The organism is Ruminococcus sp. AF20-12LB (assembly GCF_003478985.1).
Lineage (GTDB): Bacteria > Bacillota > Clostridia > Lachnospirales > Lachnospiraceae > Blautia_A.
In genome coordinates this window covers 31828-40431 of sequence record NZ_QUGH01000021.1, presented here as the reverse complement: position 1 = coordinate 40431, position 8604 = coordinate 31828, and the positions used below count along the sequence as shown (strand labels likewise).

Annotated in this window: 7 protein-coding genes and 1 pseudogene; all 8 read left to right on the top strand. The window is 41.9% G+C overall.

Annotated features, from left to right (window positions below; genetic code table 11):
• Positions 1 to 45 precede the first annotated feature (45 nt).
• Positions 46 to 921: pseudogene (locus tag DWX61_RS17875) on the top strand (VirD4-like conjugal transfer protein, CD1115 family); the annotation flags it as partial.
• A 145-nt stretch (positions 922 to 1066) separates the two neighbouring features.
• Positions 1067 to 1279 carry a Maff2 family mobile element protein gene (locus DWX61_RS17870; RefSeq protein WP_005421639.1) on the top strand — a complete coding sequence of 71 codons (213 nt, stop codon included), beginning with the start codon at positions 1067 to 1069 and terminating at the stop codon, positions 1277 to 1279.
• A gap of 27 nt (positions 1280 to 1306) precedes the next feature.
• Positions 1307 to 2176, top strand: a complete 870-nt coding sequence (locus DWX61_RS17865; protein WP_118401264.1) for a VirB6/TrbL-like conjugal transfer protein, CD1112 family — start codon at positions 1307 to 1309, stop codon at positions 2174 to 2176.
• Positions 2177 to 2199: 23 nt separating this feature from the next.
• Positions 2200 to 2571, top strand: a complete 372-nt coding sequence (locus DWX61_RS17860) for a PrgI family protein (protein WP_118401263.1) — start codon at positions 2200 to 2202, stop codon at positions 2569 to 2571.
• Entirely contained in the window at positions 2549 to 5374 is a 2826-nt protein-coding gene (locus DWX61_RS17855) for a VirB4-like conjugal transfer ATPase, CD1110 family (protein WP_118401262.1), read from the top strand. The genes DWX61_RS17860 and DWX61_RS17855 overlap by 23 nt, the downstream gene beginning before the upstream one ends.
• On the top strand, positions 5364 to 5495 hold the full coding sequence (locus tag DWX61_RS19450) for a hypothetical protein (RefSeq protein ID WP_279289720.1): 132 nt from the start codon (positions 5364 to 5366) through the stop codon (positions 5493 to 5495). The genes DWX61_RS17855 and DWX61_RS19450 overlap by 11 nt, the downstream gene beginning before the upstream one ends.
• On the top strand, positions 5464 to 6156 hold the full coding sequence (srtB, locus tag DWX61_RS17850) for a class B sortase (RefSeq protein ID WP_286188092.1): 693 nt from the start codon (positions 5464 to 5466) through the stop codon (positions 6154 to 6156). The genes DWX61_RS19450 and srtB overlap by 32 nt, the downstream gene beginning before the upstream one ends.
• Positions 6157 to 6173: 17 nt before the next feature.
• Positions 6174 to 8603: a CD1108 family mobile element protein gene (locus DWX61_RS19725; RefSeq protein ID WP_118401260.1), complete on the top strand. Its 2430-nt coding sequence runs from the start codon at positions 6174 to 6176 to the stop codon at positions 8601 to 8603.
• Position 8604 lies beyond the last annotated feature (1 nt).

The window sequence follows — 8604 nt, the reverse complement described above, 5'->3', positions numbered from 1 at the left end:
ACCTTTTTTGTGGATTTTTTGTGAATTTGATGAAAAAGTCCTTGACAATTTGTCTCTGGAAAGACAGCAAAAAGTATTTTGATCAGTTGTGGTGCAAGACTCGCACCCTTTGATATTGCGGAACTGCGGGAACTTATGTCTTATGATGAGATGGAGCTGGATATGATTGGAGATCAAAGAACCGCATTGTTTATTGTAATTTCTGATACGGATGATACATTTAACTTTGTGGTTGCCATGATGTACAGTCAGCTTTTTAACCTGTTATGTGACAGAGCCGATGACGTTCATCATGGAAGACTGCCTTATCATGTAAGAATCCTCTGTGACGAGTTCGCAAATATCGGTCAAATTCCGAAGTTCGATAAGCTGATTGCAACGATCCGAAGCAGAGAAATCTCCGCATCTATTATTCTGCAGTCACAATCACAGCTCAAGACCATTTACAAGGATGCCGCCGAAACTATCACAGGCAACTGCGATACCATGCTGTTCCTTGGTGGAAAGGAAAGTACAACTCTGAAAGAAATTTCGGAGACACTGGGAAAGGAAACGATTGATTTATATAACACTTCTGATACAAGAGGCCAGAGCCGGTCTTATGGTCTGAATTATCAGAAAACGGGAAAAGAACTGATGAGCCGGGATGAACTGGCAGTCATGGACGGTAATAAATGTATTTTACAGCTTCGTGGTGTCCGTCCGTTTTACAGTGATAAATTTGACATTACAAAACATAAACGGTATAAGCAGTTATCCGATTATGATAAAAAGAATGAGTTCCATGTGGAAGAATACATGAAGCATCAGATGGAAGTCCGGTTAAATCCGGAAGAAGCGTTCGACCTTTATGTGTATGAAGGCAGTGAACTGGAAAAACAATCAAATAGTGAAAATGAAGGCACAGAGCATGTAACGTAAAACATACATAGCTCTTTTTTTATGCCCTTTTGGGAGGTAGCGATATGCGTAAGCATGAAAGACCGCCCATCAGGGCGGAACCCTCCGAGTAGTAACCGTTTGAAAATCACAATGAAACAGCAGTTACGAAAGGAGAACATAGATTATGGCGTTTTTTACATCCGCAATTAATATTTTACAGACTCTGGTTGTTGCAATCGGAGCTGGTCTGGCAGTTTGGGGAGTTATCAATCTTCTGGAGGGATATGGAAATGACAATCCCGGAGCCAAGTCCCAGGGAATCAAGCAGCTTATGGCAGGTGGAGGTGTCGTTCTGATCGGTACACAGCTTGTACCATTACTGGCGAATTTGTTTTAGCCGGGGCAGTAGGAAAGGAGAACACGCATGGATAAGATTTTTGAGTCCATAGAAGAATGGATGCGTAACCTCCTTACAGGCATGGTCAGCTCAAACCTGACGAACATGTTTACCGATGTGAATGAAAAAACCGGTGATATTGCAAGTCAGGTTGGGCAAACGCCCCAGGGCTGGAGTGGCAGTATTTTCAGCTTGATCCAAAATCTGTCGGATTCTGTGATCGTACCGATTGCCGGAATGATCATAACTTTTGTGTTGTGTTATGAGCTGATTTCCATGCTCACCGAAAAGAATAACATGCATGATATAGATACATGGATGTTTTTCAAATATTTCTTCAAGATGTGGGTTGCAGTATGGTTCGTAAGCAATGCTTTTACGATCACAATGGCAATTTTTGATGTTGGACAGAATGTAGTGAACCGGGCTGCAGGTGTTATCAACCAGCAGACGGCAATCAATATTGATTCGGTAATCACCTCGATGGAGACAGCAATGGAATCAATGGAAATAGGAGAGCTGATTATACTGGCACTGGAAACGCTTCTGGCGAGTCTGTGCCTAAAGGTTATATCCGTTTTTATAACGGTTATTTTGTATGGCCGTATGATAGAAATTTATCTGTATTCGTCAATCGGTGCAATTCCATTTGCCACTATGAGCAATCGGGAATGGGGACAGATTGGCAGCAATTATTTAAGAGGATTGTTTGCACTGGCATTTCAGGGATTTTTTATTATGGTGTGTGTGGGCATTTACTCTGTATTGGTTGCCAATATACAGGTATCAGACAATGTGCATACAGCACTGCTCAGTGTAATGGCTTATACAGTAATACTGTGTTTTAGTCTTATGAAAACAGGTAATTTCTCAAAGAGCATCTTTAATGCACACTAAATGTAGAAAAGGAGACGATGAAAATGGCTTTTGTATCAGTACCAAAAGATCTGACAAAAGTAAAAAATAAAATTATTCTCAATCTTACAAAACGACAGCTTATCTGCCTTGGTATTGCAGCGGCAGTAGGACTTCCGTTTTATTTCCTGTCAAGGGGATTGATTGGTTCGAGTAATGCGGCAACCGGAATGTGTCTGTTGATGCTTCCGGCTTTTTTATTTGCCATGTATGAGAAAGATGGACTTCCTTTAGAGAAAGTCCTCAAAAACGTGATTACAGTAAAATTTGTCCGTCCTCCGGTACGGAAATATGAGGTAGAAAACCTTTATGAAAAAAAGAGAATTATGACAAAAGCGAAAGGAGGTACTGTTCGTGGAAAAAGTAAGAAACGATAAGAATCTTCCTGAGCAGATAGAAGAATTTTCCCATCCGGATGACTGGTGGTTGGATGAAGAGGATTCTGATGATGGTTTACCAGTGTTTGATTCGGACGAGGCAGAAGATTATACAAAGGGCAGACAGCGTTTGACGGGAGTACCGATGGTTACTGGGTATGAAGCACTGGAGCGACACCGAGGTGTCCGCAGACCAAGACGTAAATTAAGCAGACGGGAAAAACGTGCCTGGAAAAAAGCCCAGAAATATGAACTGAAGTTACATAAGGCACACGAAAAGGAAGAAAGAAAACTTGCGAAGCAGGCGGCAAAACAGGCTGCTCGTGAAGAAAAGGCAGCACAGAAACAGGCAAAGAAAGCAGAAAAGCATAAAAAAAAGACAAAGCCGCCGGGTTCTGTAAAATCCAGTGGAAAAAAAGGTACTGGAAAGCAAATATCCAGCACGAATAAAGACAATAGAAATAAAGGGAAAAACATTACCGCACAGCAGTCGATTCCATACAGGGAAATGGGAAAAGACGGAATCTGTCGTGTGGAGGATGGGTATTATTCAAAAACAATTCGTTTTTATGATATCAACTATCAGTTAGCACAGAATGAGGATAAAAATGCGATTTTTGAGAACTGGTGTGATTTCCTGAATTATTTTGACAGTACCATCCATTTTCAGTTGTCCTTTATCAATCATCACAGCAACATGACGGAATATGAAGATGTGATCCGTATTAAAAAGCAGAATGACAGTTTTGATGATCTGCGTATGGAGTTTGCCCAGATGCTCAGAAATCAGTTGGCAAAAGGAAATAATGGTCTTGTCAGAACCAAGTACATTACATTTGGAATTGAAGCTGACAATATCCGGGAAGCAAAACCAAAACTGGAACGTATCGAAACAGACATACTAAATAATTTTAAAGTTTTCGGGGTATCTGCGTATCCGTTAAATGGTGTGGAGCGTTTGCAGATCATGTATGAAACATTCAACCAGAATGTCAAAGTACCATTCAAGTTCAGCTATGATGATATGCTGCGTACCGGGCTGAATACAAAGGATTATATTGCACCATCCAGTTTCCTGTTCAAAAATGGAAAGGATTTTCAGATGGGAGATACCATCGGAGCAGTATCCTATCTGCAGATTCTGGCACCAGAGCTGACGGATAAAATGCTTGCTGAATTTCTGGAAATGGACTGTAACCTGCTTGTTAATCTGCATATCCAGTCCATCGACCAGATGAAAGCAATCAAATTGGTCAAGAGTAAGGTTACGGACATTAACCGCATGAAAATTGAGGAACAGAAAAAAGCGGTACGCTCCGGATATGATATGGATATTATTCCATCTGACCTGAATACATACGGAGGGGAAGCGAAAAGACTTCTGGAAGATTTACAGTCGAGAAATGAAAGAATGTTTCTTGTGACTTTGGTGTTTTTAAATACAGCGAAAAATAAACAGGAGCTGGAAAATGTGGTATTCCAGACGGCAGGTATTGCACAGAAATATAACTGTGCATTAAAAAGATTGGACTATCAGCAGGAACAGGGCCTTATGAGCAGTTTGCCACTTGGAAGAAACTGGATTCCGATCAAGCGGGCATTGACTACCACATCGACAGCTATTTTTGTTCCATTTACAACGCAGGAACTGTTTATGGGTGGGGAATCTATCTATTATGGGTTAAATGCCCTGTCTAATAACCTGATCATGGCAGACCGGAAAAAGCTGAAGAATCCAAATGGGCTGATACTTGGTACTCCTGGATCTGGTAAATCTTTTGCAGCAAAAAGAGAGATTACCAATGTATTTATTGTCACAAAAGACGACATTATTATCTGTGATCCGGAGGGAGAATATTTTCCGTTAGTCCGGGCATTTAACGGGCAGGTTATCCGTATTTCTCCGACCAGTCATGATTACATCAATCCAATGGACATTAATATCAATTATGCGGATGATGACGATCCGTTATCTCTGAAATCAGATTTTATCCTTTCGCTTTGTGAACTGGTAGTAGGAGGGAAAAATGGTCTGGAACCAGTGGAAAAAACAATCATTGACCGATGTGTACGTCTGGTATATCAGGACTATCTTGCTGATCCGGTTCCAGAGAAAATGCCAATTCTGGAAGATTTATATAATCTGCTTCGCAAACAGGAAGAGACAGAGTCGCAGCGGCTGGCAACAGCACTGGAAATCTATGTAAATGGTTCCCTGAAGGTGTTTAATCACCGCACAAATGTAGAGTTGAACAATCGTCTGGTATGTTTCGATATTAAAGACCTTGGTAAACAGCTTAAAAAACTTGGCATGTTGATTGTTCAGGATCAGGTTTGGAACAGGGTAACAGTCAATCGTTCTGCTCATAAGTCTACCAGATATTACATTGATGAGTTCCATCTGTTGCTGAAAGAGGAACAGACAGCAGCGTACAGTGTGGAAATCTGGAAGAGATTCAGGAAGTGGGGAGGTATTCCGACTGGTATCACGCAGAACGTAAAAGATCTGCTTGCATCAAGGGAAATCGAGAATATCTTTGAAAACTCAGATTTTATCCTGATGCTCAACCAGGCATCCGGGGATCGACAGATTCTGGCAAAACAGCTTAATATTTCAACACACCAGCTTTCCTATGTAACAAACAGTGGAGAGGGAGAAGGGCTGATTTTTTATGGAAATACAATTATTCCATTTAAGGACAGATTCGATAATACCCTTATGCTTTATGCGTTAATGTCATCGAAGCCGGAAGATGTAGAGAAGCGTGAAAAACTCGGCATCAAAGGCAGAGATGATAGTTAAAGAGGTGACAGCAGAGTATGAGAAAATGGGTGGCAGGATTGTTACTTTCTATATCCGTTATATTGCTTACGATCAGTCTGTATTTCCTGATGGGATTTTTTATGCAGGAAAGACAGGATAACCAATTACAGCAAGAGTTGCAGGAACTTATGCAGGAAAAAGAGGACGATCCAGAAGAAGATACTTCCGACGATTTAGAGGTAGATGCTGGAATTTTGGCATTGCATGAAGAAAATTCAGATTGTATTGGCTGGCTGACCATTGATGGGACGAGAATAGATTATCCGGTCATGTACCGGCCCGGAGATAAAAATTATTATCTGCATCGGGATTTTAACGGGGAATATTCTGCAAATGGCTGTTTATTTCTGGCAGAGGAATGTGTACCAGGAGATTCGGACAATCTGATCATATATGGACATCACATGAACAGTGGGAAGATGTTTGCTGACCTTGAAAAATATAAGGACGAAGGATTTTATGAAGAACATCCGACAATCCTGTTCCGCACGATATGGGGAAATGAACAGTATCAGATATTTGCAGTATTTACAACACCCGTTTATACAGGAAATGATTTTGATTATTACAGTTTTATCAAAGCGGGAACAGTGGATGATTATAAAAAATTTGTTGCCTCCGTTAAGGAAAAATCACTTTATCAAACAGGAACAACAGCAAAATACAGAGATAAGTTACTTACACTGTCTACTTGTGAGTATTCCCAGAAAAATGGGCGTATGGTACTGGTTGCAAAGAAAAATAACGGAAAATTACCATAGATCAGGAGATGATGACCATGCAAGAGCATGAATATAAAGCAAGGGACAAGACTGTCCAGAAGATGAGCAGGGATGGACTCCGGGAAAAAAATCTTCGCAGTAAAAAGGAAAAGCGAATTACCGGGCGTGAGGCAGATGAGAAGAAAACAGCCGGACACAGGGAACAGGAGCTGGACTTTGGAAAGGTCAGAAAAACTCATACTGCAGAAGAAACGGTTGAGGAAGTGACAGAAGGAAAGCACAGGCTGCAGTCCAGACATGCTTTTCTGGAACAGGAAGAAATTGCAGAAGCGGAAGAAATGGAAAACTCAGAAATGAGTGATGATAAAGCAGGCGGGGAGAAATCTCCGTCTGTTTCACGTTCCAGACTTCGGAAAGAAAGTATCCGGGGGCATCCGGAACGGAAATTTGAACGTGATTCTGAAATAACAGAAACGGACAGGCAGAATCGAAAGAAAAAGATGGTCACAGCCTATGCAGCAAAAGAGCAGAAACGCTACCATGAAAAGTCAGAAGTTGATGAAAAATCAATGGAAGATTTTCGGGAAGAGATCAAAGGCAAGACAAAAAGGGAACAGATACGAAAAGAACAGAAGAAATCAAAATCCCGGCTTTCCTTTGAAGATGAAAGCAAGGGTGTGATTCCTGGCAGTGGGATGGCAAAAAGGGGAGCTTCCGCCGTTTCGGAAACGGTATCTGATTATGGTCAGAAAAAGGTCAGAGAAGATACCGATGATAATGCTGCTCTTGATGCGGCAGGTCAGATGGAGCTTGCAGGAGAAAGTCTTGCAAGAAAGTCTGTTTACGTTCGGGAACGATTGAAAGAGAACCGACAGAGAAATAACCGGTTAAGGGAATCTGTTCTGGAAGAAACAGAAAAATTCCGCCTGCAGTTTGGCACCAGTGCTTCCGATGAAGCAAAAAGGGCGGTTCAGAAAGAAGCAGAGCAGAAAAAGCAGTCTGCCTTAAAGAAATTATTGCAGAAAAAGCGTTACCAGAAGCAGTATCAGGCTGCGAAACAGGGAAAGGCTGTGAAAGATGCAGTGCTTGTAAATGCACAGCGATTTACAGAAAAAGCCAAAGCTGCGGTCAAGGAGCTTGTGGCACAGAACAGGAATATCCTCCTGTCCATAGGAGTTCTGGTTCTGCTGTTTGCGTTGATGGCGACGAGTCTGTCAAGCTGTGCTGCGTTATTCCAAGGAAGTTCCAATGCTATTATTTCTACCAGTTATTCCAGCGAGGATGCAGATATTTATGCTGCGGAAAATGCTTATGTGGCTTTGGAAAATGCACTGAATGAACAGATCAATCAGATGAAAACAAACCATTCCGATTATGACGAGTTCCAGTTCCAGATTGATGAGATCGGACACAATCCGTATCAACTCATTTCTTATCTGACAGTCAAGTACGGCGGTTTTACCTATGCAGAGGTTGCAGATGAGATTCAGGATATTTTTAAGGAACAGTATGGCTTATATACGGATTCGACACGAGAAACCGTAACAGAAAAGAAAACGGTCAGGGTTGGAGAATCATTGGGACAGGTTGTAACCAGTGGATATTGTAACTGCCCGATCTGTTGCGGACAGTGGAGTGGAGGCCCGACAGCAAGTGGAGCCTATCCACAGGCAAATCATACGATTGCGGTAGATGCTTCCAATCCATTTGTGCCAATGGGAACCCATGTCATTATGAATGGCGTGGAGTATGTAGTTGAGGATACCGGAAATTTTGCACAGTATGGTGTGCAGTTTGATGTATTTTATGGCGATCATGCTTCTGCGTCAGCACATGGGCATCGGACCTGGGAAGCATACATAGCAGACAGCAATGGAAGTCAGGAAGTGGAAGTAACGACAACAAGAGAAGTGAACCGGCTGGATGTAACACTTACGAACCATAACCTGGATGCAGTTTTAAGAAACCGTATGACAGATAAGGAACAGGAGCAGTATGACGCTTACAACAAATACTATGGAAATCGTGATTATCTGTTTGACCTTAACACAATTCCGACAGGTGGGGCAGGCTTTGGATATGATATTCCGGCAGAAGCACTTTCTGATCCGCAGTTTGCCAAGATGATCCGGGAAGCGGAAAAATATCTTGGTTATCCGTATGTCTGGGGCGGTGCATCGCCATCTACCAGTTTTGACTGCTCTGGTTTTGTATGCTGGGTAATCAATAATTGCGGAAATGGATGGAACGTGGGAAGAACAACAGCGGACGGGCTTCGTTCTTATTGTTCCTATGTATCTCCATCTGATGCAAAGCCGGGAGATCTAATCTTTTTCCAGGGAACTTATGATACGCCGGGAGCGAGCCATGTTGGAATTTATGTAGGAAATAACATGATGATTCATTGTGGAAATCCGATTCAATATACAAGCATTGCAAGTTCTTACTGGCAGCAACATTTTATGGCATTTGGCAGACTTCACTAGA

Excerpts from the sequence above, each read along its gene's own strand:
- DWX61_RS17870 (WP_005421639.1), top strand. The coding sequence starts at position 1,067 with ATGGCGTTTTTTACATCCGCAATTAATATTTTACAGACTCTGGTTGTT.
- DWX61_RS17865 (WP_118401264.1), top strand. The coding sequence starts at position 1,307 with ATGGATAAGATTTTTGAGTCCATAGAAGAATGGATGCGTAACCTCCTT.
- DWX61_RS17860 (WP_118401263.1), top strand. The coding sequence starts at position 2,200 with ATGGCTTTTGTATCAGTACCAAAAGATCTGACAAAAGTAAAAAATAAA.
- DWX61_RS19450 (WP_279289720.1), top strand. The coding sequence starts at position 5,364 with ATGATAGTTAAAGAGGTGACAGCAGAGTATGAGAAAATGGGTGGCAGG.
- srtB (WP_286188092.1), top strand. The coding sequence starts at position 5,464 with ATGGGATTTTTTATGCAGGAAAGACAGGATAACCAATTACAGCAAGAG.
- DWX61_RS19725 (WP_118401260.1), top strand. The coding sequence starts at position 6,174 with ATGCAAGAGCATGAATATAAAGCAAGGGACAAGACTGTCCAGAAGATG.